Annotated in this window: 22 protein-coding genes and 1 riboswitch; of the genes, 13 read left to right on the top strand and 9 right to left on the bottom strand. The window is 62.5% G+C overall.

All coding sequences use genetic code 11. The features are described 5' to 3' along the window. The first annotated feature begins 16 nt into the window (after window positions 1-16). The 4 genes from GSQ73_RS17490 to GSQ73_RS17475 all read left to right on the top strand — a co-directional run bounded on the left by GSQ73_RS17490 (window position 17) and on the right by GSQ73_RS17475 (window position 5717). Window positions 17-1150 carry a phosphotransferase gene (locus GSQ73_RS17490; protein WP_158886266.1) on the top strand — a complete coding sequence of 378 codons (1134 nt, stop codon included), beginning with the start codon at window positions 17-19 and terminating at the stop codon, window positions 1148-1150. A gap of 21 nt (window positions 1151-1171) precedes the next feature. Continuing rightward, window positions 1172-1267, top strand: a riboswitch (TPP riboswitch). A gap of 60 nt (window positions 1268-1327) precedes the next feature. Beyond that, complete coding sequence (locus GSQ73_RS17485) at window positions 1328-3508, top strand: TonB-dependent siderophore receptor (RefSeq protein ID WP_158886264.1); 2181 nt, start codon at window positions 1328-1330, stop codon at window positions 3506-3508. Window position 3509: 1 nt separating this feature from the next. Further along, window positions 3510-4067 (top strand): nicotinamide riboside transporter PnuC, encoded by a 558-nt coding sequence (pnuC, locus tag GSQ73_RS17480; RefSeq protein ID WP_158886262.1) that lies wholly within the window; start codon window positions 3510-3512, stop codon window positions 4065-4067. 126 nt (window positions 4068-4193) lie between these two features. After that, window positions 4194-5717 (top strand): SEL1-like repeat protein, encoded by a 1524-nt coding sequence (locus tag GSQ73_RS17475; RefSeq protein ID WP_158886260.1) that lies wholly within the window; start codon window positions 4194-4196, stop codon window positions 5715-5717. 163 nt (window positions 5718-5880) lie between these two features. Here the strand turns inward: GSQ73_RS17475 and GSQ73_RS17470 are convergent, their stop codons facing one another. Further along, window positions 5881-6363: a hypothetical protein gene (locus GSQ73_RS17470; protein ID WP_158886258.1), complete on the bottom strand. Its 483-nt coding sequence runs from the start codon at window positions 6361-6363 to the stop codon at window positions 5881-5883. 175 nt (window positions 6364-6538) lie between these two features. On the opposite strand from GSQ73_RS17470, the gene GSQ73_RS17465 reads away from it, so the two are divergent. The 3 genes from GSQ73_RS17465 (at window position 6539) to GSQ73_RS18125 (ending at window position 7906) form a co-directional block, all read left to right on the top strand. Continuing rightward, the gene (locus tag GSQ73_RS17465) at window positions 6539-6964 is read left to right on the top strand and encodes a hypothetical protein (RefSeq protein ID WP_216844799.1); all 426 of its coding nucleotides are present in this window, start codon (window positions 6539-6541) and stop codon (window positions 6962-6964) included. A gap of 173 nt (window positions 6965-7137) precedes the next feature. After that, on the top strand, window positions 7138-7701 hold the full coding sequence (locus tag GSQ73_RS17460; protein WP_158886256.1) for a hypothetical protein: 564 nt from the start codon (window positions 7138-7140) through the stop codon (window positions 7699-7701). Window positions 7702-7777: 76 nt separating this feature from the next. Beyond that, window positions 7778-7906 carry a hypothetical protein gene (locus tag GSQ73_RS18125; RefSeq protein WP_256371890.1) on the top strand — a complete coding sequence of 43 codons (129 nt, stop codon included), beginning with the start codon at window positions 7778-7780 and terminating at the stop codon, window positions 7904-7906. 10 nt (window positions 7907-7916) lie between these two features. Here the strand turns inward: GSQ73_RS18125 and GSQ73_RS17455 are convergent, their stop codons facing one another. Both GSQ73_RS17455 and GSQ73_RS17450 read right to left on the bottom strand, forming a co-directional pair. Then, the gene (locus GSQ73_RS17455) at window positions 7917-8576 is read right to left on the bottom strand and encodes a hypothetical protein (RefSeq protein WP_216844798.1); all 660 of its coding nucleotides are present in this window, start codon (window positions 8574-8576) and stop codon (window positions 7917-7919) included. A gap of 114 nt (window positions 8577-8690) precedes the next feature. After that, window positions 8691-9497 carry an isocitrate lyase/phosphoenolpyruvate mutase family protein gene (locus tag GSQ73_RS17450; RefSeq protein WP_158886254.1) on the bottom strand — a complete coding sequence of 269 codons (807 nt, stop codon included), beginning with the start codon at window positions 9495-9497 and terminating at the stop codon, window positions 8691-8693. Window positions 9498-9840: 343 nt separating this feature from the next. Between GSQ73_RS17450 and GSQ73_RS17445 the strand changes: the two genes are divergently transcribed. The 3 genes from GSQ73_RS17445 (at window position 9841) to GSQ73_RS17435 (ending at window position 15201) form a co-directional block, all read left to right on the top strand. Beyond that, a complete protein-coding gene (locus GSQ73_RS17445) occupies window positions 9841-11646 on the top strand; it encodes an alkaline phosphatase family protein (protein ID WP_158886252.1) in 1806 nt (601 codons plus the stop codon). A 91-nt stretch (window positions 11647-11737) separates the two neighbouring features. After that, complete coding sequence (locus GSQ73_RS17440; RefSeq protein WP_254063443.1) at window positions 11738-13183, top strand: cytochrome c peroxidase; 1446 nt, start codon at window positions 11738-11740, stop codon at window positions 13181-13183. 284 nt (window positions 13184-13467) lie between these two features. Next, window positions 13468-15201 carry a S53 family peptidase gene (locus tag GSQ73_RS17435; RefSeq protein WP_158886250.1) on the top strand — a complete coding sequence of 578 codons (1734 nt, stop codon included), beginning with the start codon at window positions 13468-13470 and terminating at the stop codon, window positions 15199-15201. Window positions 15202-15295: 94 nt separating this feature from the next. On the opposite strand, the gene GSQ73_RS17430 is transcribed toward GSQ73_RS17435, so the two are convergent. The 4 genes from GSQ73_RS17430 to GSQ73_RS17415 form a co-directional block, all read right to left on the bottom strand. Beyond that, window positions 15296-16387 carry a S41 family peptidase gene (locus GSQ73_RS17430; RefSeq protein ID WP_158886248.1) on the bottom strand — a complete coding sequence of 364 codons (1092 nt, stop codon included), beginning with the start codon at window positions 16385-16387 and terminating at the stop codon, window positions 15296-15298. Window positions 16388-16490: 103 nt separating this feature from the next. Further along, window positions 16491-17159, bottom strand: coding sequence for a response regulator (locus GSQ73_RS17425; protein ID WP_158886246.1), 669 nt, complete (start codon window positions 17157-17159; stop codon window positions 16491-16493). After that, window positions 17159-18565 carry an ATP-binding protein gene (locus tag GSQ73_RS17420; protein ID WP_158886243.1) on the bottom strand — a complete coding sequence of 469 codons (1407 nt, stop codon included), beginning with the start codon at window positions 18563-18565 and terminating at the stop codon, window positions 17159-17161. Before GSQ73_RS17420 ends, GSQ73_RS17425 begins: the two co-directional genes overlap by 1 nt. A gap of 84 nt (window positions 18566-18649) precedes the next feature. Next, window positions 18650-19519 carry an aldo/keto reductase family oxidoreductase gene (locus GSQ73_RS17415; RefSeq protein ID WP_158886241.1) on the bottom strand — a complete coding sequence of 290 codons (870 nt, stop codon included), beginning with the start codon at window positions 19517-19519 and terminating at the stop codon, window positions 18650-18652. Between the two features lie 126 nt (window positions 19520-19645). On the opposite strand from GSQ73_RS17415, the gene GSQ73_RS17410 reads away from it, so the two are divergent. Then, entirely contained in the window at window positions 19646-20521 is an 876-nt protein-coding gene (locus tag GSQ73_RS17410; protein ID WP_216844819.1) for a LysR family transcriptional regulator, read from the top strand. A 386-nt stretch (window positions 20522-20907) separates the two neighbouring features. Continuing rightward, the gene (locus tag GSQ73_RS17405; RefSeq protein ID WP_158886237.1) at window positions 20908-21408 is read left to right on the top strand and encodes a DUF1801 domain-containing protein; all 501 of its coding nucleotides are present in this window, start codon (window positions 20908-20910) and stop codon (window positions 21406-21408) included. A gap of 379 nt (window positions 21409-21787) precedes the next feature. On the opposite strand, the gene htpG is transcribed toward GSQ73_RS17405, so the two are convergent. Together htpG and htpX are read right to left on the bottom strand one after the other, a co-directional pair. Further along, on the bottom strand, window positions 21788-23659 hold the full coding sequence (gene htpG, locus GSQ73_RS17400; protein WP_158886235.1) for a molecular chaperone HtpG: 1872 nt from the start codon (window positions 23657-23659) through the stop codon (window positions 21788-21790). Window positions 23660-23797: 138 nt separating this feature from the next. Further along, window positions 23798-24682 carry a protease HtpX gene (gene htpX, locus GSQ73_RS17395; RefSeq protein ID WP_158886615.1) on the bottom strand — a complete coding sequence of 295 codons (885 nt, stop codon included), beginning with the start codon at window positions 24680-24682 and terminating at the stop codon, window positions 23798-23800. A gap of 130 nt (window positions 24683-24812) precedes the next feature. On the opposite strand from htpX, the gene gluQRS reads away from it, so the two are divergent. Further along, complete coding sequence (gene gluQRS, locus GSQ73_RS17390) at window positions 24813-25679, top strand: tRNA glutamyl-Q(34) synthetase GluQRS (protein WP_158886233.1); 867 nt, start codon at window positions 24813-24815, stop codon at window positions 25677-25679. Window positions 25680-25759: the final 80 nt, after the last annotated feature.

Raw genomic sequence — 25759 nt, 5'->3', positions numbered from 1 at the left:
TAACCCCGCACGCACCATGAACGAAACGATCCACCAGGTGCATGGGCTTGCCGGTGATGCCATCGCGCCGGACTGGCCTGCGCTTACCGAATCCGAAGTCGACACGCTGCTGCGCCGTTATCCGCAACTGGGTCGACCGATCGGCATCGAATGGCACAGCCCGCGCCCGCTGTCGGCGGCGTGCCTGGTGAAAACCGAAACAACGACGGTATTCGTCAAGCGACATCACTGCAGTGTGCGTACGGTTCGCACGTTGACTGAAGAACATCGCTTCATGGCGCACCAGCGTGCCGCAGGCATTCCCGTACCCGAAGTGTTTTCGGATATGGACGGCCAAACAGCGCTGGCCATGGACGACTGGATCTATGAAATCCATCGGCACGCGGCGGGCGTCGACGTGTATCGCGAGGCGATCTCATGGTCGCCGCTGCCGAATCACATGCACGCACTCACCGCGGGCCGCATGCTCGCCGCGATGCACGACGCAGCGTCCGGCTACAACGCGCCGCAACGCGATACGCACCTGCTCGTCGCGCGTTGCGAACTCATCGCTTCGCCCAATCCGGTCGACGCCTTGCGCGCGCAATTTCCACAGCGACCGGGCCTTGCGGATTACCTGCGCGATCGTGACTGGGCCACCGATCTTCGCGAGGTACTCGCGCCATGGCACGCGAAGCTGCAGCCGCGACTCGCACAGCAGCCAAGGCTGTGGACGCACGGCGACTGGCACGTCTCCAACCTGTGCTGGAGCGACCACGGCGACGATGCGCGCATCACGTCGGTACTCGACTTCGGACTTTCCGCCGCCACGTTCGCCATGTTCGATCTCGCGACCGCCATCGAGCGCAACGCGATCGCATGGCTGTCGCTGGAAAACGCGGACGCTGCACACACCGACATCGCACGCACGCTGCTCGAAGGCTATCGCCAGCAGCGCACATTGAGTCGCGACGACGTACATCTGCTCGCCGATCTGCTGCCGCTGGTGCACGTCGATTTCGCATTGTCGGAAGTGGAATATTTCCACGCCATCACGCACGCGCGCACCAGCGCCGATGTGGCCTATGACATTTTCCTGCGCGGACACGCCGCATGGTTTGGCACGGCGCAAGGCGAAGCCTTTCTGGAAAATCTTCACGACCTCGCCTGACGATCCGTGTTTCAATAGCCGTTCTTGAAGCGGGGGTGCCCGGCGTTGCCGGGCTGAGAGAGTCCCTTGGAACCTGACCCGGTTAGTACCGGCGTAGGGAGCTTGCTGACACGGCACGTCCTTCACGGGCGGTCGCGTCGCCGTCGCTTCGTCCGCACCTGCAGAAGACGACGAACGATGGCCCTCTACCGAACTCCCCTCGCGCTGGCACTGCTGTCGATCGTGTCGATCGCACACGCAGCCGATGACGCCGCCGCGCCCGTGCAAACCACGACGTTGGCGCCGGTTCACGTGAAGGCGAATGGCACCAACGGCTATCGTGCCGCCAATTCGCAAGTGGACGCCTTCGGCAGTTTCGGCAACGCGCCGCTGCACGACACACCCGCCGCGATCACGGTGATCACCCGCGATCAGATCGATGATCGCCAGCCGCGTTCGCTGAGCGAGCTCATGCGCTCCGATGCTGCCGTTGGCGACAACTACGCGCCCGTCGGCTATTACCAGGACGTCGCCATTCGCGGCTTTCCGCTCGACCTCGCCACCGGCTTCCGCCAGAACGAGATGAGCATCGCAGGCGAGCAACTGGTGCCGCTGGAAGACAAGCAGCGTGTCGAAATCCTCAAGGGACTCGCCGGGCTGGAAGCCGGCGTGGTCGCGCCCGGCGGCGTGATCAACTACGTCAGCAAGCGGCCGGCCGACGTGCACAGCGTGACGGTCGGCACCGATTCGCACGGCTCGCGCTACATCGCGGCGGATATCGGCGGCTGGCTCAGCCAGGACTTCGGCGTGCGCGCCAACGTTGCGCACGAGGACATGAACTCCTATGTGCAACACGCCGATGGCCGCCGCGCTTTCATCTCGTTCGCGGCGGACTGGAAGATCAGCGCCAACGCCACGCTGCAACTCGACACCGACTACCAGACCAGCGGCCAGCGCTCGGTATCCGGTTACCAGTTGCTCGGCGGCACGACGATTCCGTCCGATCCCAGTCGCACGCGCATGCTCGGCTTCGAACCGTGGCAGCAGCCCGTCGGCATCGACGCCAGCAACACGACCGTGCGCTACGACTACCGCTTCAACGACGACTGGAGCGTGCAGGTTTCAGGCGGCCACAGCCACGTGGTGATCGATGACAACGTCGCTTTCGCCTACGGCTGTTTCTATGCCCCCACGTGCGCCAGCGGCACCACGCCGGGATATTTCTTCGCGCCGAACGGCGACTACGACGTCTACGATTTTCGCAGCCCCGACGACACGCGCCAGAACGACGAAGTGCGCGCCGTGCTGAAGGGCTCGTTCGACACCGGCGCACTGACGCATGAAATCGAGATGGGCGCGAGCGTGTTCCGTCGCACGCTCGACCAGCGGCCGTATGTCTACGATTACGTCGGCACCGCGAACATCGACGAGGTCGATCCACCGTACTTCGCACCGTCGCCCAATCAACCGGGGCCATCGGCGCGAACGTTGTCGAGCTGGCAGCGCGCGGTATTCGCGCTCGATCGCATCCATCTTGGATTGCAATGGCAAGTACTGGCCGGCGGACGTTTCGTGCGCCTGCACGAGCGCGCCTACGACGACACCGGCGTGCTTCAGCGCGATACGCGCATGAGCAAACTGCTGCCGCAAGCCGCCGTGATGTGGCAACCCGTCGCGCCGCTGACTGCCTATGTCAGTTACAGCAAAAGCCTTGCGCTCGGCAACGAGGCGCCGTACTGGACGTCCAACGGCGGCATCACGCTCGCGCCGCTGCTGTCGCATCAAGTCGAAGCCGGGCTGAAATTCACATGGAGCGATGCGCTCGATCTGCAGGCCGCCCTTTATCGGTTGCGCCAGCCGTATCAGTTCGCACAGCCCGACAGTTCAGCCGAAGGTTTTACCTATGTGCAGCGCGGCGACGAAACGCACACCGGCATGGAGCTCAACGCTGCCGGGCGCGTCACCGATAACCTGCGCCTCACTGCCAGCCTCAACCTGATCCAGGCACGTGCGCAGGACACCGGCACGCCGTCGTACGAAGGTCATCAGGTGATCAACGTGCCGCGCCTGCGCACCGCGTTGTATGCGGACTATCGCCTGCCGTTCGCTGCCGGCCTCAGCCTGCTCGGCGGCTGGCGTTATGCAAGCAGCAATGTCGCCACGCCGAACGGTCAGCTAAGCGTGCCGTCGTATCACGTGTTCGATGCGGGGCTGCGCTATGTCACCGCGTGGCGCGACCACGCACTGACATGGCGACTCAACGTCGACAACGTGTTCAATCATTTCTACTGGCGCGATACCGGCACATCCGGCGGCGACGCATATCTCTTCCCCGGTGCGCCGCGACTGGCGCGGTTGTCGCTCACCTATGACTTCTGAAATGTCGTGGTTTGAACTTTTCGCCGCGCTGATCAGCGCGTGGGGCGTGTGGCTCACCGCGCGACGGCGGCCGTGGTGTTGGCCGGTCGGGCTGGCGTCGGTGATCGCGTATGCGTGGATCTTCATCGACGCGAAGCTTTATTCCGATGCGCTGCTGCAACTCGCCTTCGCCGCGCTGATCGTCTACGGCTGGCATCGCTGGCTGCGTCATCTCGGTGACGACGGACGCGTGCGCGTTGCTGCATTGCCGCCGAAGCAGGCGGCTCTGCATTTGTCGATCGGCGCGATCGGCGCCATCGCGCTGGGCGCCGCCATGCATCGCTGGACCGACGCCGCACTGCCCTGGCTTGATGCCGCACTCACTGCCTTCAGCCTCGTGGCGCAATGGTGGCAAGGTCGTCGCCACATCGCCGCGTGGTGGTTGTGGATCGTGGTCGACGTGATCTACGTCGGCGAGTACGTCTACAAATCGCTGCTGATCACGTCGGTGCTGTATGCGGGATTCGTGGTGCTGGCGATGATCGGCGCACGAAGCTGGCAGCGTGCGCGCGAAGGCTGACGTCTCCTGATCACCGGGAACGACACGTTGCGACTGATCGAAAGCACTGTAGGAATTCCCTGTCGACTTGCCCCATCGATTCCATGATGATTGCCCGCTCCTACCGAACATAAGGACGTGCTCGTCATGCGTTTGATTCCCCTTGCATCCCGTATCCTCGGCGTCGCATTGCTCGTTACATCGCTTGCCTGCGTGGCGCAACAGGCGCCCGCTTCATCCGGCATCGATGCGGCATACGCCGCACCGGATGCCACATCGCTGGCGAAGCTCAAGGTCGACGCCGATCACGGCGATCGCAATGCGCAACGCGACCTCGCGCTGTACTTCGACAAGGTCAAGAATGACTGGGCCAGTGCCCTTCCCTGGTTTCGCAAGGCGGCCGATCAGGGCGATGCGCGCTCGCAAAATGCTATGGGCATCTCCTACGAATACGGCAGGAGCGTGACCAAGGACTTCGCCATCGCCGTGTCCTGGTATCGCAAGGCCGCCGATCAGGGCTACGCCCGCGCACAGGTGTCGCTGGCCAACGCCTACTCGAATGGATCGGGCGTGAAGCAGGATCAGGCGATGGCCGTGAGCTGGAGTCGCAAGGCCGCCGATCAGGGCCAGGTGAATGCAGAATTCCAGCTGGGTTCTTTTTATTACAACGGGCAAGGCGTAGCACGTGACTATGCCATGGCCGCCAACTGGTATGGCAAGGCAGCCGATCAGGGTTTTTCGGATGCCGAATACAACATGGGCTTTCTTTACCATCATGGGCAAGGCGTGGCGCATGACGATGCCATGGCCGCTGCTTTCTACCGCAAGGCGGCTGATCAGGGAGACGCCCAGGCGGAGTTCATGCTGGGGACTCTCTACTCCAATGGCACCGGTGTCGCGAAGGATCCTGCGGCGGCCCTAGCCTGGTACAGCAAGAGCGCCGCAAAGAATAATCCCGACGCACAAAACGAGATGGGCAATGCCTACATGAACGGCACGGCCGTCCCGCGCGACTACGCCGTTGCGATGACGTGGTACCGAAAGGCCGCGGACCAGGGAAACATCCCCGCGCTGGACAACATCGGCATCTCGTATCAGAACGGCCAGGGCGTGAACAAGGATTATGCACAGGCGGCAGCCTATTACCGCAAGGCTGCCGAACAGGGCAATGCCGATGCACAGAACAATCTCGGTCTTCTGTATGCGAACGGACAGGGCATGCCGAAAGACTTCGCTGCTGCCGGCGGCTGGTTTCAGAAAGCCGCAGCCCAGGGCCACGCCAATGCGATCGCCAATCTGACGCAACTGAACCGCATGTCGCAGCCGGCGGCATCAAATAATCCTTACCAAGTGGCCACGGCCAATGCCGCCGCCCAGCAGCAAGCGAGTAACCAGAACCTGCAACAGCAGCAGGCTGATGATCAGAATCAGCAACAGATGCAGATGCAGATGCAGATGCAGCAGCAAACGCAACAACAGCAGTGGGAACAACAGAACCGGCAGCGGCAGGAAGAAGACGAGCAACGCCAGCAGCAGCAAGAGCAGCAGGCCGAGCAAGAACGCGAGGCTTACCAGCAGCAACAGGAACAGCAGCAGGAAGAAATGCAGCGCGAACAGGAACAGCAACAACAACAGCAGGAGCAGCAACAACAGGAAATGCAGCAGCAGTAGTTATGCATGTAGCGGGCCGGCGTCCGGTCAAGGACCGATGCCGGCGGTGTGACTCAAATCGCGAGGCCACCGCTCAACACGGTGGCCATGCGCAACAACTTCGACAACGATGGCAACGGCGACCTTCCACGCAAAGGGCCGCATCATCCCCGCCACGCTCAGTTCAGCGCAGATAGACGTCCACATAATCGGTGGTCATGTCGCCCGCGGGGACGCAGGGATTCTGCATTTCCTTGAGGCGCCAGTATTTGCGGGCACCGGTCTTGCGGAACGTCATATCGCCTTGGCGCGCGCATGGTTTGCCGCCATTGGTGTCGCCGACCTGCATGACGATAGTGCCGCGGAAGGCAAATGATCCGGCATCGACTTGCGTGATGACGCCGTCGATGTGCAGGTAATCGGAATTCACGTCGCTCTTCTGATCGCCTTTCATGTGCAGGCTTCCGTTCGAGTCAGTGATTTCGACCTGACCGAATTTCGTCCAGCTGATCCATTGCAGCGTCAGGCGATGATTTCCCAGCAGCAACTGCTTCGCTGACTTATCGTGCACAACGGTGGCTTGTGCAGCCACGGTATCTGCCTGCCGTGCCGATGCCGACGCGATGGCCAGCAGTAAACCGGCAGCGATCCATGATGCCTTGAACATGCGTTTGTTCTCCTTAGTTGTCGTGTCGACGTGTGAGCGAAGTCCGCAACTTAAGCGATGCGGTGATGAGCGTCCATATCGAGAAGGCACGCTCCGCTTGAAGATCACATCGTGCGTCGATGAACCATCACATCGTCGCAGTTAGCCTGAACGCGTCTTCATCGCGGCACAGCTCATGTCGAACGCCAAACTCTCACCTGTCCTGCGGCTCACGGGCTGGAATGACATGACGCCAGGCCGCAGGGCCGGCGTCTGTTTTGTATTCGCCTGGTTCCTGATCGGCGGCATCGCGCATTTCGCAGCAACGCGGACGGAGATGCGCATCGTGCCGCCGTCGATTTCGTGGCCGCACGCGACGGTGCTGGTCAGCGGCGTGTTCGAACTGCTCGGCGCAATCGGCGTTGTATGGCACGCAACACGTCGCGCTGCCGGCATCGGCCTGTTGGCGCTGACCGTGGCGGTAACGCCGGCCAACATCTACATGCTCCAGCACCCGAATCTGTTCGACATTCCGGTGTGGCTCCTGATCGTGCGATTGCCACTGCAAGCGGCGCTGCTCATGCTGATCGCGTGGAGCACGGTGATAAAAGCTCGCGACTGACGTTCATAGCGACGACTCCGCAAGGTCACGGTCAGGTGAAGAAGCGGCCGCCCTGCATGAAAAGAGTTTTAATTGACGGGGACGCGCTTTGGGAGAACAGTGAGCCGGCGCAGGCACCGCTTGCGTCCGAGGTTTGCCGCCCCGACGTCGATCCATGATCCACGGAGGTTCCCATGAAACGATTTCCCATGATGGCTGTTGCCGCTTTGCTTGTGACCGGTGCGAATGTCGCGATGGCATCGTCCGGCTCGCTCACCGAGTTCAAGCCCCGGTATCTTCCCGTACTCGTGCAGGTGAATGCCAAGGGCCAGGTCACAGACGCCTCTCCTGCCGTTGAACTGTCTCCGGTGATCAACCGACTGATGCGGAAGAACCTGGACGAAATGATCGCCAAGCCGGCCACGTACAAAGGTCGTGCAGTGAGCAGCCAGTTCGTGATCAACCTTGCGCTGCAGGTCACGCCGCGCTCGGAGGGCGACTATGTCGCCAGGTTCGGATACGTGTCCACTTCGCCGGTTCCCAACGGCTCATGGTATTGGGTAAACATCAACGGTCACCGCCTTGCACTGGCGAATCGCGACGACTTCGGCCGTGGGCAGCGCCTGTTCTACAACCACGATCACGGCATTTATCGGCCCGTCAACCAACGCGCATACTCGAACGCGCCCACGCCTTCGTTCCAGAACGCCGCGCGCCCGGCAAGCGCGCCGTCTGCGCCTTTTGCACGCGGCCATTGATCGACAACACATGAAGTAACCCTGCGATTAACGTCGCAATGATCATCAACATGTATGCGATGCGATGCTTGTAAGCGTGTTTTCGCTTGACCTGAGCTGGCGTGGCCGTTTCGGCTACGCCCTCGTGGGGCAGGAGGAACTCGTGCTTGTACCGAAAGACGCCCAACTGCGCATCGATGCAGACCTGGTGAACTTGCCGCGATAACTTGAATTGCTCAAATCGTGCCGGCATCCATGACTGGCGAGATGGAACGACGACGCACATACGCAATCGTCAGCAACACCATCACGCACATGCCGATCGACGACGGCAGGATCTGGCTCCATGGCTGAAAATGTTTCAGCAGATTGCCGGCGCCGGCGGACAGCATCGCGAAGTAGCAGCCGGTCATCTTCAGGCCGTGATCGAGCGGACGCGCGTAGCGCAGCCAGACGCGTGACCAGAACGAACGGCTGAGATCATAGACGGCGATGGCACTGACGAATCCTGCGGTGGAGTAACCGATCATCGGCGACCAGGAGGCGGTGCCGCTATCCATCGCATGCAACAACGCGGCGCAGGCCGCGAGTGCGACGCATGCCATCGTGGCATCGAGCAGGCCCGGGCCGCGGTTGCGCAGATACAGCGCGCGCAAGCTGCCCCAATATTGATAGGTCGCGGAGAGCGATGCGGCAAGCAAGGCAATCGGCTGCCTGAGCGATACATCGGCGAGCAGGGCCGTAAGCAAAACGACGCCGGCAAACACGGTGAAGATGCGGCCACTGCGTCGATGCAGCTTGCCGCCCTTGAACGACAGCAGCGGCACCAGCCCGACGATCAATCCGCACGCGCCCATGCCGACGTGCACCACGATGTTGATGTCGTTCGCCTGCATGATCGTTGGCCTCCCCCCGCTTGCCAGACACTAGCACGCATGGATCGCGCTTCGAAGCCGCAGCATGCCCTTCCCTGCGAGCAGGAGAGGAAACCTTCATCGTTATGCGACGTCCTACTTTTCCGCGAACAACGCCTGCAACTGCGCGTACGGCATCGCGCCCTCGGCCATGGGTTCGGAGCGGCCGTGGTCGAGAAAATCCTTCGCCAGCTTTTCCGCCTGACCCCAGAGCATCTGCGAAATGCCCGAGCCCGCACTGAGCCGACGCACGCCGAGCTTTCCCAGCGCATCCGACGCTGCGAGCCCCGGCCAGGCCATCACGTTGAGCGGCAGGCCGACGCTTTTCACCACGGCAGCGATCTGTGTCGCGTCGCAGATACCCGGTACGAACAGGCCGTCTGCGCCGGCATCGCGATAGATCGCGCCGCGCGCAAGCGTTTCATCGACACGCTTCGACGCATCGACGAGACCCAAGAGAAAAACATCCGTGCGTGCATTGACGAAGATGTCCGAGCCCGCCGCTGCCGCGACGCTCTTGATCGCCTCGATCTTTGCGGCGAGCTTTGCCGGCGCTACCTGCCCATCCTCGATGTTGATGCCTGCGATGCCCGCGTCGAGCAATCGCCGGATGATCTCGCCCACTGCTTTCGGATCGTCGGCATAGCCGTTTTCCATGTCGACCGACAATGGCACGCGGAGCACGCGCGCCATGTTGACGGCCGCAGCGATCGCCACATCGACGGGCATTTTTCCGCCATCGGCATAACCCGACGCCCACGCCACGCCTGCGCTGGTGGTGGCGATGGCAGGCGCGCCGAGGCCTTCGAACAATCGCGCGCTGCCCGCATCCCATGCGTTGGGCAAGCGCAGCAGTTCGGAACCCGAATGCATGCGACGAAAAATATTTGCCAGCTCTGACATGTCGATCTCCTGAGAACACGTTCTTGCGAATCACGCATGGTAAACCCTGATCGCGACCTCGGCAGTCCCGCCAATTGCTGCTTGCGCCGTCACATCGATCGTTCGATTTTCCGCAGCTTCTTGCAGTCATCACACCGGCGTCGACACTTCAGGCCACCGTTGCGAATGGACGGCCCATCAGACGCGAGACTGTCTCGGAATGTTCATCTACGGATGTTGAAATCCCTTCAGCGCCGCGCGTGGTCCTGCGAGGACTCGCGCAATACATGGCGTGCATGGATGCCGCCGCGGCCCACTCTTTCCGGTCAGCCCGTCCCGTTGCATCTCTCAACAGGAGTTCCCTATGTTTCGCCGTCATGTATTCCGCAAGACGCTGTTGTGCGCGTCGATCGCCTCGATGAGCCTGGCGCTCGCCGTTTCCGCGCAGGTGCCATCGCCCTTGGGCAAGTCGGTCATTCCGGCTCCGACCAAGCCTTCTGGTCCGGTTGCGGCGCCCATAGGCCCGTCACGCATTACGCCGCAGGACGCCGTCGCCACTGCCACGCCGATCAAGCACGTGGTGGTGATCTTCGGCGAGAACCGCTCGTTCGATCATTACTTCGGCACCTATCCGGTGGCGTCGAATCCCGTCGGCGAACCGGTGTTCAACGCCGATCCGGCTACGCCCGCCGTGCAGGGCCTGACGCCGGAATTGCTGACCCAGAATCCGAACGCACTCAATGCGGCCAACGGCGTCAATGCAGTCAATCCATTCCGCCTTGATCGCACGCAGGCCAATACCGAAGGCCAGAATCATTCGTACACGCCGGAGGAGCAGGCCTACGATAACGGCGCATCGGATCTGTTCCCGCTCTACACCGGCAACAACACGGTGAGCAACGCGGGTACGTTCGGCACGCACGGCCTGGTGATGGCGTATTACGACGGCAACACCGTCACCGCGATGTGGAACTACGCCCAGCATTTCGCGCTGAACGACAACGCCTATACGGATACCTATGGCCCATCGACACAAGGCGCGCTGGAAGTGGTTTCCGGCACCACCAACGGTGCGCAGGCGGTGGTGGGTTCCACCTCGTCCGTGCCGGATGGTCAGGGCGGCCTCACACTGATCGGCGACACCGATCCGGCCTACGACGCCTGCTCTTCGGCGAGCAGCACGGTGCGCATGACATCGAAAAACATCGGCGACCTGTTGAACGCTCGCAACCTGACCTGGGGTGGCTTCATGGGCGGCTTCGATCTCACCGCCGTCAACGCCAACGGCAGCACCGGCTGCACGCGCAGCACGTTCTCCAGCGTGCTCAACTCGACCAAGGGTGACTATGTTCCGCATCACGCCTGGTTCCAGTACTACGCAACCACATCGAATCCGACGCACGCACGTCCAACCTCGGTTGAGCAGATCGGCTACGTCGATCCGAAAGACGCCAGCGCGACGCCGGTGCACCACGCGTACGACGTGAACGATTTCTACGCGGCGGTGAACTCGGGCAATTTCCCCTCAGTCAGCTACATCAAGGCGCCGTCGGTGGGCGATGCGCATCCGGGCAATTCCGATCCGCTCGACGAGCAGGCGTTCGTGGTCAAGGTGGTCAATTTCATCGAGCAGCAGCCGGATTGGAAGAGCACCGCTATCATCATCACTTACGACGATTCCGATGGCTGGTACGACCATCGCTATGCATCGCCGACCACCTCGTCGTTCGATGCGACCACCGCGGAAGGTTCGGTTACCGGCGCCGATCAGCTCAACGGGCACGGCCAGTGCACCGGCCCGAATGCGCAACCGGGCATCGGCGTGAACGGGGGTGTCGTCAACGGCCGCTGCGGCCCCGGCACACGCGTGCCGTTCCTGTTGATCTCGCCTTACGCGCGTTCCAACTATGTCGACGATACCCGCGTCTCGCAGTCCTCCGTGGTGCGTTTCATCGAGGACAACTGGCTCGGTGGCCAGCGCATCGGCCAGGGTTCGAACGATGCGAATGCCGGGAGCATCATGAGCATGTTCGACTTCAACCGTGACCAGTTCACCATGGTGCGTCCGATCTACCTGGACCCCAACCTCGGCACGCGTGTCGAGCGTCCGATCGATCCGCGCCTGGCGCAGGACACGCAGGTCGCCGTGCATTCGAACAAAGCCTTGTAATCGCAACACCGACATCCCTGCTGCGGCCTTCGGATCGCAGCAGGGATTTTTTCGTGAGTGCGTCCATCGTTTCACAACCGGATTTCTACTCTTGCCCTTTGCCGTTTGCTCGACTCGACACACCGCATCGCGCAGCTGGATTCACCGGCTGAAGTTCGCTCCCGTCTTCACTGTGTTGTGCGTGATGGGTTTCACGGCGAACCGCAATGCCGTGGCGCAAACAGCCATCGCAACCGCTGCGCCGGACGGCAGCAATCCGCATTCCGTGTCGTTGAATGTTCCATCGACGCAGCCGCTGAGCGCAGTGGCCCAACTGGGCAGGCAATTATTTTTCGATACATCGCTTTCAGCGTCGCACAAGCAATCCTGTGCGTCGTGCCACAGCCCGAATCGCGCATACAACCCGCCCAACGATCTCGTCGTGCAACCGGGGGGACGCGATCTGAAAAACTTCGGCAATCGGCCGCCGCCGTCGCTGACGTATCTCTATCGGCAACAACCTTTCAGCATCGGTCCCGACACCGGGCCGGACGATGTGCCGGTGAATCTCAATGCTGTTGCCGCTTCCACCAGCGGCGATCCGCGCGCGCAGAAAACCGCCGGCACCACGCAGGCCACCGCCATGGTTCCGCAAGGAGGTTTGTTCTGGGACGGTCGCGCCGACTCGCTGCAGCGGCAGGCATTTCTGCCTGCGCTCGATCCGATGGAAATGGCCAACGACAGCGTGGCGACCATCGCCCACGCGCTCGACCGCGCCGACTACCGATCGACCTTCCTCCAGCTGTTCGGCCCGACCATCTTCAACGATACCGACCGGCTCGTGTCCGAAGCGATGTTCGCACTGGTGCGATACCAGATCGAAGATCCGTCGTTCCACGCCTTCAGCAGCAAGTACGACGCGTGGCTGCAGGGCAACGCGAAACTCAGCGCGACCGAAGCGCGGGGCATGCAGCTGTTCAACGATCCGCAAAAAGGCAACTGCGCCGCGTGCCATCTGAGCCAGCCCAGCCGCGATGGTTTGCCGCCGCTGTTCACCGACACGCAGTACGAAGCGCTTGGCGTGCCGCGCAATCCGCACCTGCCGGCCAACAAGAATCCCGCGTTCCACGATCTCGGCCTGTGCGGCCCGATCCGCAAGGACCTCGCGCAGCAGACGCAGTACTGCGGGATGTTTCTCACCCCGACGCTGCGCAACGTCGACCGTCGTTCGGTGTTCTTTCACAACGGCGTGTACACCACGCTGAAGCAGGTGCTGGATTTCTACAATCTGCGCAGCGTGCAGCCGGATGAAATCTATCCTCGCGATGCCGACGGAAAACTCGCGCTCTACGACGACATTCCGAAACCGCTGCAAGGCAACGTCGACGTCAAGGACTTTCCGCTCAACCTCAAGCCCGGCGACAAGCCCGCGCTCACCGATCTCGACATCCGCGACATCATCGCCTTCCTCCACACGCTGGACGATGGCTACGCGCAAAAGACGCCTCAGTCGAGTGGTACGACCGCAAACAATGCTAAGGCATCAGCAGAGCGCTGAGTTCACGCGCCACGCGAGCATCTCGCGCACATCAAACGGCTCGATGTCTTCACGCAACTAAACCTGCAATGAATTAACGCGCAAGTTGTGGCGAGAAATACGCAGCCGCGTTTCGGTTTTGCCGGGACGGTTCACAACACCGTGCGCAAGTAATTGCAACCAAGCCCAACGCCGCAACGGCGCACTACATTCGATCGGGCTGCAGCAACGCACAGGGGGCAGTGCACGACCAACGCGACGCCGATTCGGCGTCGATTGAATCCAATAACAAGGAGAGATGGATAGTGAATTCATTGCCGATCAACACCCGCATTCGTGGCCTTTCCGGTCTGAAGAAAACCCTGCCCTGCTTGATGATCGCCAGCGCCTTGGCGTTCGGCGCCACGGCGCAGGCAGCTACCGTCGCCGCCGGCCAGAACCATGTCATGAGTGCCGCCGTGCCGACCGAAGTCGCCACCGGCCAAGCCGCGCCGGTGGGCAGCATGGCGCAAGCGCAGACACTGAAACTCGCGCTGGTGCTGCCGTTGCGCGACGAAGCCGGGCTCGATGCGTTGCTGGCGCAGATCCAGAATCCGCAGAGTCCGAACTATCGCCACTACCTGTCGCCGGAAGAATTCACCAGCCGCTTCGGCGCGACCCAGCAGGATTACGACGCCGTGGTCGCATGGGCAAAATCGAACGGCCTCACCGTGACGCAGACCGTGCCCAATCGCCACGTGGTGGATGTGCAGGGCTCCGTCGCCACCATCAACCGCGCCATGCACGTGCAGATCGGCAACTATCGCCACCCGACGCAGAACCGGAATTTCTTCGCGCCGGATCGCGAACCCACGCTCGATCTCCCCGTGCCGCTGCTCGACATCAAGGGGCTGACCAACGTCAACCCGCCGCACAACCACCTGCTGCACGGCGACAACGTGCAACACATGAACGCCATCGCGCGCACGCACGGCTCGGGTCCGTCGGGCGAATACCTGCCCAGCGACATGCGTGCCGCGTACTACGGTTCCGGCGCGCTCACCGGCGCCGGTCAGACCGTGGGCATCTTCTCCTACGACGGCTACAAGTCCGCCGACGTGACGCTGTACTACACGAAGACCGGCATGCACTCGACGGTGTCGATCACCAACGTGCTGGTCAACGGCTACAGCGGCGTGTGCGATGCCGGCGATGGCAGCGGCACCAGCACCTGCGACGACGGCGAGCAGGTGCTCGACATCGTCAATGTGATCGGCATGGCGCCGGGCCTGTCGAAAGTGGTGTTCTACGAAGGCGACAGCGCCACCGACATCCTCAACCGCATGGCCTCGGACAACACCGCCAAGGTGATCAGCAGTTCGTGGGGCGGCGGTGATTTCGGCGCATCGGACGACGCCATCTACAAGCAGTTCGCCGCGCAGGGACAAACCTTCCTCAACGCCACCGGCGACTACGGCGCGTATAACGCATCGACATGGGATGCGCCGTCGCTCGATCCCAACATCCTCGACGTCGGCGGTACCGACCTCACCACCAGCGGGCCGAACGGTTCGTGGACGTCGGAGACCGGCTGGTCCGGCAGCAGCGGCGGTTACTACAAGGCGTCGAAGGACAATATCCCCGCGTACCAGAAACTGTCCGGCGTGATCACCAGCACCAACAAGGGGTCGACCACACTGCGCAACGATCCGGATGTGTCGGCCGAAGCGAACTTCGACAACCCGACCGTGAGCAACGGCAAGTTCGAAACCGGCTACGGCGGCACCAGCTTTGCCGCACCGCGCTGGGCTGGCCTGCTCGCACTGGCCAATCAGCAAGCGGCCAGCAATGGCAAAAGCCCGGTCGGTTTCGTCAACACGCAGATCTACAACCTCGGTCTCGGCGCGGGTCACACCAGCCAGTTCCACGACATCACCAGCGGCAGCAATCCGCCGCAGGAAGGCAGCGGCAGCGGCTTCAAGGCCGTGGCCGGCTTCGATCTCGTCACCGGCTGGGGCAGCCCGCAAGGCGCGGCGCTGATCAACGCACTCACGCAATAAATCGCACGAGGCAACACACGAAGAGGGCCGCATGATGCGGCCCTCTTTCTTGAAGAACTGCGACGCGCCGTATGCAAGGCCAACCGCGCGCGATTCAATTCAGATCATGCAGCTGGTCTTTCATTTTGTGCTGCCACACCGGGTCCGTTTCGGTCTTCAGCATGTCCCTGATGACGGCGATCTGCGCGATGACAAGCGCCTTCTTTGCAGAACTCTCGACGTTCGGAATCACACCGACGTTTTCCCAATCGGTGTGCGTGACCGGGCTGATCGGCCGGCCCGACGGAACGAACATCATGAAGTGCGCGTCCAGCCGATGCGGTGCGCCGGCATGCGCGCCACCGCCAGTGATCTCGCCGATCAACACCGCGCGCCTGTTGTTCTTCAGCGCATAGGCGAAATCCTCGCAGCCGGAAAACGTATCCGCGCTGGTCAGCAGATAGATCGGCCGCGCTTCGCCGTATTTCGTGCCAACCACACTCGCCTGCGTCCAGCGCTGCTCGGTACGGTTCTCGTCACGCCAGTAGACGTCGTTGAGATGCGTGGGTTGGTCGTAGAGATAACTCGCGAACAACATCACGCCTTCCGGATCGCCGCCGCTGCAATGACGCAGGTCGATGATCAGCGCCTTGGTATCGCTCATCATCGTCATGCTCGCGGCGACGCGCGTGGCGATCTGATCCTTCCTGCCGAACTGATGCAGGTCGATGTAGCCGATGTCGGTAGGCAACCGGTCGACATTGGCGAAGCCGAAGTTGAAGCGTTTTGCTTCGGATAGTTCCGCCGTCTTGTCTGCAGGCGAGTCGCCCTGATCGAAGGTCGGCGGTATCGCGTCTTCGGAGTAGCGCACTTCGAGATGCTTGTCGTGACTGTCGCGTTGCAGCGCGTCGGTCAGTGTGTCGGCGAATGTCTCGGCGCTGCTGATGTCATCGAAATCGCCGTGCTGCAGTTGTGCGCGCAGAGATGTAGCCATCGCAGCCGCTTTGTCCGGAAAGACATACGCACGATCGAGGTTCGCGACGATGGCGTCGATCACTTCCGCGCGCATCGCCTTGTCCACGCGCATGTCTTTCTGCGGCGGCCCGGATTGCGCGTGGCCCGGCATGCCGAACAATCCAATAGCCGCTCCGCACAGCATGCCTGCGCCGGTCAACGCGGTGATGCGCAGCTTTGTTTTCTTTTTCATGCTCATCTCTCTATTCCTCGCGTGGTTCATCGGTGGTCGATGAAGAGCAGCGTCGCAAGGGAATGTGGAGACATTGTGGGGAGGCGTCGCATCGCGACGCCGGTCAGACCTCGAAGCGGTAGCCGAGTCCGTAGACGGAATGGATCACTTCGACATCCGGGATTGCCACGGCGATTTTCCGGCGCAGGTTTTTGACATGGCTGTCGATCGCGCGATCGGTGGCGTCGAGGTTGTCGCGGCTGATCGCATCAAGCAGTTGCGCGCGCGAATGGATCACGCCGGGGCGCCGCGCCATCGCGGCGAGCAGGTTGAACTCGGCCGATGTCAGGTCCAGTGGCTGCGCGTGAATGCGCACGATGCACGCAGCTTCGTCGATGACGAAAGGTCGCTGCTCGTCGGCGTCGTTTGCACGCGCGCGACGAAGGATGGCCTTGATGCGCGCAACCATTTCTCGCGGGCTGAAAGGCTTGCACATGTAATCGTCCGCTCCCGTTTCCAGGCCGAGCAGTCGATCGATTTCCTGTACGCGCGCGGTGACCATGATGATCGGCACCTCGGAAAACGCGCGCACCGCCTTGCACAGCGTCAGGCCATCGAGACCCGGCAGCATGACGTCCAGCACGATCAGATCGGGCACCGAGCGCCGCACGCTCGCCAGCGCTTCGGCGCCATCGGCGATCACCGTCGCTGCGTAACCGGCTGCGGTCACGTAGTCACGCATGACCGAGGAGAGATCGCCTTCGTCTTCGACGATGAGGATGGAAGTGGTCATCAATCTTCCACCGGCAACACGAGCGTGGCGCGCAAACCGCCGAGCGGCGATGCGGTGAACACGAGACGTCCGCCGTGTGCTTCGAGTATGTGCCGACTCAGCGCGAGTCCAAGACCCGTGCCGCCAAGCGCGCGATTGCGCGACGACTCGACGCGGAAGAAGCGCTCGCCCAGACGCTCCAGCAAATCCGCCGGCACAGCTGGCGCGGAGTCGTCCATCGTGATCTGCAGTTCGTGCCGGATCACCGTGGCATGCAGTTGGATAAGCCCGCCGGCGTCGGTATAGCGCACGCTGTTTTCCAGCAGGTTGCCGATGACCTGGCACAGGCGATTCGCATCGGCATGCACGAGCGAGCGCGTCGGCACCGGCCCGATCGACAGCGCCAATCCGGCGATGCGGATTTTCTCCGCGAAGCTTTCGGCGACATCGCGCGCCAGCATCCACGCATCGACGCAAGCCATATCGTAATGTCGCTGCCCCTCATCCACGCCTGCCAGTTCGTGCAACTCGTCGACCAGTTTGGTCAATGCGTGCACCTGCCGCAGCATCAACGCGATGGTGTCCGGCGTGGCGCGGCGAATGCCGTCCTGCAACGCTTCCATCTGCACGCGCAACACCGACAGCGGCGTGCGCAATTCATGCGACGTATCGGCCACCCATTGCTGGCGCCAGCGCTCGGTGTCTTCCAGCCGCGCGGCGACATGGTTGAAGGTATCGGCCAGTTCGCCCAGCTCATCACTGCGATGAATCGACAGCCGCATATCGAACTGCCCCTCACCAAGCCGACGTGCGCCATCGACCAGCTGTTTCACCGGCTTGCGGAAATGCGCCGCCAGCAACGCCGCCGCCAGGGCACTCAGCAATACGCTGATGCCCGCGATCACCAGCAAACTTTTCTGCTGCTCGACCAGAAACGCGACGGCCAAGCCATCGTCGGGATTCTGCGGTTTGACGATCACCAGCCAGCCGACGGTGTGTGCATCGACGACGATGGGCCGGCGCAGGGTATCAATCGATGCCACCGCGATCATCACCGGGCTGGCAATCGCGCCGGCGAGATAGCGCTGATCCTGATCAAGCAGGCCGATGCGATAGCCGAGGCTCGGCGACAACGGTGCCGCCGCGGCTTTCGCATCATGGGCGGCCTGCGCGCGCGTGAGTTCATCGCGCAACCAGGTTCGCTGATTGTCCGGTTGCGTCGGCACGAACGACCAACCGGCGTGCTGCCGGTATTGCGCCGTCAACGCGCCAATCAATCCGTCCAGTCGTTGCACTTCGATATTGGCGGCGTACTGCGAAAAATCACCCGCCAGTCGCCAGCGCACCAAGCCCACGCCGATCGCGCCGACCGCCACGATGGACAGCAGCACGGCGAAGAACAGGCGCTTGCCGATCGAGATTTTCAAGAGCCACGCCCCCAACGCTGGTCGGCGCACGCTAGTGGAGATCGCAAAAGCTGGCAAGAAACCCGATGCTTCGCCGTCGCGTTGTCAGCTGTTGCCGATGCCGTCCAGCTCGGCCATGGTTTTTTCATCGAGCTTCAGTTCGGCCGCTGCCAGGTTTTCGCGCAGATGGCCCAGCGACGACGTGCCGGGAATCAGCAAAATGTTCGGCGCGCGTGCGAGCAGCCACGCGAGTGCGACCTGCATCGGTACAACATCGAGACGCGCGGCCACATCGGTGAGCGTCTGCGATTGCAGCGGGGTGAAACCGCCAAGCGGAAAGAACGGCACGTACGCGATGCCCTGCGCGCCGAGCGCATCGACCAGCGCATCATCTTCGCGATGCGCGAGGTTGAACTGGTTTTGCACGCACACCACCGGCGCGATGCGCTGCGCTTCGATGACTTGCGTGGCCGTGACATTGCTGAGGCCGAGATGGCGGATGAAACCTTGCTGCTGCAGCTTGGCCAACGTACTGAACTGCAGTTCGATCGAACCTTCGGATGGCGCGTGCACGTCGCCCATCACGCGCAGGTTGACCACCTCCAGCACGTCGAGCCCGAGGTTGCGCAGGTTGTCGTGTACCGCCTGCTCGAGTTGCGCCGGACTCTGCGCCGGATTCCACGAAGCATCGTCACCGCGCAGCGCGCCGACCTTGGTGACGATCACCAGATCGTCGGCATACGGCTGCAGCGCCTCGCGAATGATCTTGTTGGTGATGTGCGGGCCGTAGAAATCGCTGGTATCGATGTGATCCACGCCTGCTTCCAGCGCCGCGCGCAACACCGCCAGCGCGGCGGCGTGATCCTTCGGCGGGCCGAACACGCCGGGGCCGGCGAGCTGCATGGCGCCGTAGCCCATGCGGTGAACTTTTCGGTGACCGAGCTGAAACGATCCGGCTTGCTTGAGGTGGCTCATGTCTGACTCCCTGGGGATATCGGTGAAGGCGAACCCGACTATAGGCCCGCGCCGGCTGCACGATAATCCGACACAATCCGCACGGGCCGTACGGAAAACCGAACGATGGCAAACGACATGCAGGACCTGCTCGCCTTTCTCGCCGTGGTGCAGGCGGGCGGATTCCGCGAGGCCGCGCGCGTCGGCAACGGCTCCGCCTCGCAACTGAGCGAAGCGGTGAAACGCCTCGAAGCGCGGCTCGGCATGCGCCTGCTCCATCGCACCACGCGTAGCGTATCGGCGACCGAAGCGGGCGCGCTGCTGGTCGAGCGGCTCACCCCCGCGCTCGCCGAAGTGCAGGCCTCGCTCGACGTGGTCAACCATTTCCGCGACCGCCCCGCCGGCACCCTGCGACTCAACGTGCCGGCCAACGTCGCGCGTACCGTGCTGCCGCCGATCATCAAGCCGTTCCTCAAGCGTTACCCGGAGATCCGCCTCGAAGTGACCGTCGAAGACAGCTTCGTCGACCTGCTGGCCGCCGGCTGCGACGCCGGCATCCGCTACGACGAACGCCTCGCGCAGGACGTGATCGCCGTGCCGATCGGCCCGCGCACGCAACGCCTGATGACCGCCGCCGCACCCGAATATCTGCAAGCGCGCGGCCGCCCCGAACACCCGCGCGACCTGCTGCAACACGCCTGCATGCGCGGCCAGTTCGCCGGCGGCGCCATCGCCGTCTGGGAATTCGAACGCGACGGTGAAGTGGTGCGCATCGACCCGCCCGGCCCGCTGCAAGTGCGCCAAGGCGCAGCGTTCGATCTCGCCGTTCAAGGTGCCATCGACGGACTCGGCATTGTCCATTTATTCGAAGACTGGCTACGCCCACACATCGCCAGCGGCGCCCTCGTGCCCATCCTTGAACCGTGGTGCCAAAGCTTCGACGGCCCCTTCCTCTACTACTCCGGCAGACGGCATGTGCCGTCGCCGTTGCGGGCGTTTGTGGATTTCATTCGGGAAGGGTGAGGGGTGGGTGCTCGCCACGAACCTTCCTGTTGGTCATCCCTGCGAGAGCGGCATCGCCGTTCAACTTCACGTCGTCGTTCCGGCGAAGGCCGGAAGAGCTTTACAACAGCGAAGCTGGTCATCCAACTCTCGTCATCGTGTGATCTTCAAAGCAGAGCTTTCGTGCTCCTGCGGAGCGCGAGTCACTTTCTCTTTGCGTGGCCAAAGAGAAAGTGACTCGGGCCGCACAGCGGCACGAAAGCTCTACTTCCAAAAAGCCACATAACCCGCGCTGACCCCCATTTCCATCTGGCCCGAAGAAAGCTCAGCGCCATCGCGAAAATACCTGGCAGCCTCCTGCACAAGTACGATCATGCCAATACCCTGAGGCGTTACTGGAGACGACCATGCTCACCCCGAAGACGGACAAGACGTCCAAAACCCCGGCGCGCAAATCGGCGGATCGCACGCCGACCAAGAGCAAAGACACGGTGACGCTGCCGGAAGCCATGACCGGCCGAGCCAGCCCCGCGAAGGCAGCGGATGGCGACAAACCTGTCTTTGCCTATATCGCCAGCCTGCCGCAGCCGCAGCGAGGTATCGCCGAGCGTGTCGACGCGCTGGCGTCGAAAACACTGCCCGGCCTCCAGCGCGCCGTCAAATGGGGCATCGCGTGGTACGGGGTCGGCGATGGCTGGTGTTTCTGTTGCGGTGGTTTCGCCGGGCACGTCAAGCTGATGTTCGTCAACGGCGCGGCGCTTAAGCCCGTGCCGCCAGTGACGCCTGTCGGCATGGGCAAGGCCACGCGGGGCGCGGAGCTCGCATCCGCGGGCGACCTCGACGAGCGTCAGATCGCTGCGTGGATGAAACAAGTTGCTGCTGTACCTGGTGTCGGGAAAAGAAAGTGATGACTGCCATTCGGCCGCGTCGGCGAAGCGATGGAGGTTGGCATTCCATCCGTCATCTGCCTCCTGACTTTTTCTTGCTATCCGGTACGTTGCTGAAAAGGTATTTCCTTCAAGTCAGGTTTGCTTTCGACCATATCGAATATCGCGATCAAGGAGACAAGTAACCACATGCTGACCTCATGCGGGTTCGCACAAGCAGAGGCGCGACTGAGTTCACCAGAGAGGACGCGGACGCGATTCCGGCCTTCGCTGGATTGACGAAAAGGAAATTCGTGGCGAGCACCCGCCTCTAACCCCGGCCCTGTCCCAAAGGGGCGAGAGGGCAAAAAGAAAGGCCGCCCATGGGCGGCCTTTCAGCATCAGCAACGAGCGCAGCGCGTCACCCCAGCAACACCCGATTCAATCGCTGCACAAACGCCGACGGATCCGGCAACTGCGCACCCGCAGCAATCTCCGCCTGCTCAAGCAACAGCGTGGCGAGGTCCTTGGCTTTCGCCTCATCGGCCTCCGCCTCGACGCGCTTGAGCAACGCGTGTTGCGGATTGATTTCCAGCGTCGGTTTGTTTTCCGGCATGTCGTGGCCGGCTTCACGAAGCAGACGCGCGAGGTGCGGGGCCATTTCGTAATCGCTGAGCGCGAGGCACGAGGGTGAGTCGGTGAGGCGGGCGGAGACGCGTACATCGCCGACGCGGTCGCCGAGCAGGTCCTTGAGTTTCTTGACCAGCGGTTCGGCCTCCTTCGCGGACTCTTCCTGTTTTTTCTTGTCGGCTTCGTCGAGCGGCAGTTCGCCCTTGGCGACGTTCTGCAGTTTCTTGCCGCTGTATTCGCTCAACGAACCGAGCATCCATTCGTCGATGCGATCGAACATCAGCAGCACTTCGGTGCCCTTGACCTTGAACGCCTCGAGCTGCGGGCTGCCGATGGCGGCGGCGTAGCTGTCGGCCGTGATGAACCAGACGGTGTCCTGGCCGACCGGCATGCGGCCGATGTAGTCATCGAAGGAAACGGTCTGCGCGCTGCCCTCGCCTTTGGTGGATGCGAAGCGCAGCAGCTTGGCGATGCGCTCGCGGTTGTTGGCGTCTTCGCTGATGCCTTCCTTGAGCGTGTTGCCGAACGCCTTGTAGAAGGCGGCGAATTTTTCGGGTTCGTCGCGCGCGAGTTTCTCGATCAAGTCGAGCACGCGTTTGACGCACGCGGCCTTGATGCGCTCGAGCTGCCGGTTCTGCTGCAGGATTTCGCGGCTCACGTTGAGCGGCAGGTCATCCGCATCGACCACGCCGCGCACGAAGCGCAGGTAGTTGGGCAGCAACTCTTCGGCGGCGTCCATGATGAAGACGCGCTTGATGTAAAGCTTCAGCCCCTTGCGCTCGTCGCGCCCGCCCATCATCAAATCGAACGGCGGCTGCGACGGAAGATAGAGCAGCGTGGTGAAGCTCTGGCTGCCTTCGACGCGGTTGTGCGTCCACGCCAGCGCGTCGTTGAAATCATGGCCGAGCGATTTGTAGAAGCTCTGGTAATCCTCGTCGCTGATCTCGGATTTCGGCTTGGTCCACAGCGCGGAGGCGGCGTTGACGGTTTCGAATTCGTCGGTGGGCTTGTCGTCTTTCTCGAGCGGCATGCGGATCGGAAACGCGACGTGATCGGAGTAGCGCGTGATGAGCTGACGCAACTGCCAGCGCTTGAGGAACTCGTCCTCGTCGGCTTTCAGATGCAGGATCACCGCCGTACCGCGCTCGGCAAGCTCGGTCTGCTCCAGCGAATATTCGCCCTTGCCGTCGCTCTCCCACTTCACGCCATCACTGGCCGGTGCGTCCGCGCGGCGCGTGAGCACGGTGACTTTGTCGGCGACCACGAAGGCGGAATAGAAGCCCACGCCGAACTGGCCGATCAAACGGGCATCAGCCTTCTGCTCGCCGGACATCGCCTCGAGAAAGCGCTTGGTGCCGGAGCTGGCGATGGTGCCGATGTTGGCCACCACTTCGTCGCGCGTCATGCCGATGCCGTTGTCGCGGATGGTGACGGTGCGCGCATCCGGATCCCAGCTCACGTCGATGTGCAGCTCGCTGTCGCCGGCGGACAACGCCGGGTTGGCGATCGACTCGAAGCGCAGCTTGTCGCAGGCGTCGGAGGCGTTGGAGATCAGCTCGCGCAGAAAGATCTCCTTGTGCGAGTACAGCGAGTGCGTGACCAGGTGCAGCACCTGGGCGACTTCGGCTTCGAATTTGCGGGTTTCGGTGGCGGGTGCGTTCATGCGTGGATGTTTCCGTTGTTGCGTGAATGTTTGGCGTTGGTTCCAACACAGGCCGGATATCGGCCTGCGCTGGAATGACGAATCGACAAGTTTACGGTGCCGCGTGTCTACGCGGCGCGCAGCTCACTACACAGCGCATCAGGCCGCGTTGCGCAGCGCGGCGATGCGCACGTCCAGTGGCGGGTGGCTCATGAAGAGTTTCTTGATGCCTTCTGCCAGCGGCCCGGAAATGCCGAACGCCGCGATGGTGTTGGGCAAGGTGCTTTCGCCGTGGTTGGCCTGCAGGCGCTGCAGCGCGGAGATCATCGCGCCGCGACCGGCAAACTGTGCGCCGGCGGCATCCGCGCGGAACTCACGCCAGCGCGAGAACGCCGCCACTATCATCGAGGCGAACAGGCCGAACACGATCTGCAGCACCATCACCACCACGAAGTAGCCAATGCCGCCACCGCGGTTGTTGCTGCCGCCCATCCAGCTATCCACGGCGCGGCCGACGATGCGCGCAGCCAGGATCACAAGTGTGTTGAGCACGCCCTGGATCAACGTGAGAGTGACCATGTCGCCGTTGGCGACATGACCGATCTCGTGGCCGAGCACGGCGGTGATCTGCTCGCGATCCATCTGCTGCAGCAGGCCGGAACTCACCGCGACGAGCGCGTGGTTCTTGGTCATGCCGGTGGCGAACGCGTTCATCTCCGGTGCGTTGTAGATCGCCACGTCGGGCATGCCGATGCCGGCGTTCTGCGCATGGCGGCGCACGGTGTCGACCAGCCAGCGCTCGGTGTCGCTCTGCGGCTGCGTGATGACCTGCGCGCCAGTCGACCACTTGGCAATGGTCTTGGACATCGCCAACGAAATGAACGCGCCGCCCATGCCGAACACGGCGGCAAACGCGAGCAGCCCACCCATGCCGCCATAGCCGCGACTGGCCGCCATTTGATCGATGCCGAACAGGTGGCACACGATGCTCAGCAGGAGCAGAACGGCGAGGTTGGTACCGATGAAAAGCGCGATGCGACGCATGGCTGTCTCTCTCTTGGTGGCAGTCATGAAACGGGGAATCCGGGTTCAAGATTCGGGCGCGACGCGGCGCTTTCAAGGCCGGGGACACGCTTGGGGCTCGCGCCATCTCCGTCCGCACTAAAATAACTGCATGACTTATCGCGGCCGTTTCGCTCCTTCACCTACCGGATCGCTGCACGCGGGTTCGCTGGTGGCGGCTGTGGCCAGCTGGCTGTGCGCGCGATACGCCGGCGGCGAATGGTTGCTGCGGATGGAAGATATCGACCCGCCGCGCGAGGTGCCCGGTTCGGCCGCATCGATTCTGGCCGCGCTGCCAGCGTTCGGCCTGCGCGCCGACGCACCTGTGTTGTTGCAGTCGCAACGGATTGCGGCGTACGACGTTGCGTTCGCCACCTTGCGCGAAGCCGGCCTGGTGTTCGCCTGCTGGTGCAGTCGCAACGATCTGGCGGCCAGTGGCGACATGCATCGCGACGGACATTGCGTCGCTCGGCCGGTCGCGAATCGCCGGCCTGCGTGGCGCATGCGCGTGCCGGATATCGACGTGAGCTTCGACGATGCATTGCAGGGACCGCAGCGGCAGAGCCTGCGAGAGAGCGCCGGCGATTTCGTGATACGCCGCGTCGAAGGTTTCTATTCGTACCAGCTCGCCTGTGTGGTCGACGATGCGTTTCAGGGCATTACCGACGTGGTGCGTGGCGCGGATCTGCTTGACTCCACCGCGCGACAGATCTGGCTGCAGCGATGCCTTGATCTGCCGATGCCGACGTATCGACACCTGCCGCTGGTGATGGATGCCGAGGGTCACAAATTGTCCAAATCCACGCAGGCGTTTCCGGTGGATGCCACCGATCCGTTGCCGGCACTTCGCTTTGCGCTCGACTTTCTGAATGTGCCCACGCCGGCACAGGCCATCGATGCCGACGCGTTGATGACGCGTGCGTTGGAGGATTTCGACCCGGCACTTTTGCCGCATTGCAGCGGTCACTCTTCCAGCTGAAACGCTATAAAGCGGGAACGATCGCATCCCTTCGCGATTCTGCAACAGCGGCTTTGCGAAGATGCCGCCCTCGTTTCTGC

The organism is Rhodanobacter sp. L36, from assembly GCF_009765755.1.
Classification (GTDB): Bacteria; Pseudomonadota; Gammaproteobacteria; order Xanthomonadales; family Rhodanobacteraceae; genus Rhodanobacter.
Note: the sequence above shows the minus strand (reverse complement) of the source record. Positions and strands in the feature narration are given on the sequence as shown.